The organism is Helicobacter apodemus, from assembly GCF_000765745.2.
Taxonomy (GTDB): Bacteria; Campylobacterota; Campylobacteria; order Campylobacterales; family Helicobacteraceae; genus Helicobacter_D; species Helicobacter_D apodemus.
On sequence record NZ_JRPC02000087.1, the window covers coordinates 1 to 1,214 of the forward strand.

Below are 1,214 nucleotides of genomic sequence, written 5' to 3' on the forward strand. Positions count from 1 at the left end.
AATTTAACCCTTAAGATAAAAACCAAGAATCCAATATTGATAATTGACCTAAAAACAAACACTTAAGGGATAGATTAAATAATACTTTATAAAGGAGTGAATCTCTTAATAAAACAATCCTAAGTAGGGGTAACTCAACACTCAACCAAAACCAATCCTTAAAGGATAAAGTAAATAACACTAAACAAACTAAATCTTAACAAAATAACCAACCCTAACTAACCAAAGAATAACCAAAACTAACCAAAAGTAAATAAAAATAAAACTAAATAAAACCCTTAAAGGATAAAGTAAGCAATACTAACTAAGAGTAAGTAAAAGCAACCAAACCTAACCAACCAAAGAATAACCAAAACTAAATAAAACTAAATAAAACCCTTAAAGGATAAAGTAAGCAATACTAACTAAAAGTAAATAAAAGCACTAAGCTTTATTGACTCTTAATCATTATCTTTGGTTTAGTGTGTTAGCTCTAGTAGATAGGGGTTTTAGTTATTTGGTGTAGTAACTAGGGTTTTTAAGTGTTGTCTTTACTATGTATGAGAGCAACTAAGAGTAAGTAACACTAAACAAACCTAAGTCTTAATAAACCCAACAAACCAACCCTAACAAACCAACCAACCCTAACCAACTAACCCTAACCAACCAATAACCCCACTAAAGCTTTCTTATATACAATGAAAGAAAGCTAATGATAAAGAACTTATCTTATACTTTATTGTAAGATTAGGTTTAATTACTAGGGAATAAGTTTAAGTAAGGGTATAAATATAGAGATGGAAGTATCCCCCTACCACATATAATTAAACTTCCCATATCCTGTATGCATAGTGGTATTCTTAGTCCAATTCATCCCATAATTTAAAGAGAAATAAAAAGCATCATTTAAAGGAATAACTAAAGTAGTCCCTAGAGCATATTCTAAATTATCTAATTTACTCTCTCCCCCTCCATAATACCCTATATTAGAATATCTCCCTTTAGGATTAGCAACATTAGGATTAATAGTCCAATCTACTCCTGCATACACTAAAGTCTTAAAATATTTATTCCAATCACTATAAAAAGAAAGAGAGGTTTTAGTTTTAAATAAATTCATCTTATGGGTATAACTCCTTCTTGTAATAGTATTAATAGCATTATTCATAGTATAAGCCTTAGAATATCCTCCATTATAACCTAAACCTATCTCTGGAGTTAAAGTATGCTTAGTA

Annotated in this window: 1 pseudogene; it reads right to left on the bottom strand. The window is 29.4% G+C overall.

Annotation, left to right across the window (positions count from 1 at the left end):
• Window positions 1-790 precede the first annotated feature (790 nt).
• Window positions 791-1,214, bottom strand: a pseudogene (locus LS72_RS11090) (autotransporter outer membrane beta-barrel domain-containing protein); the annotation flags it as partial.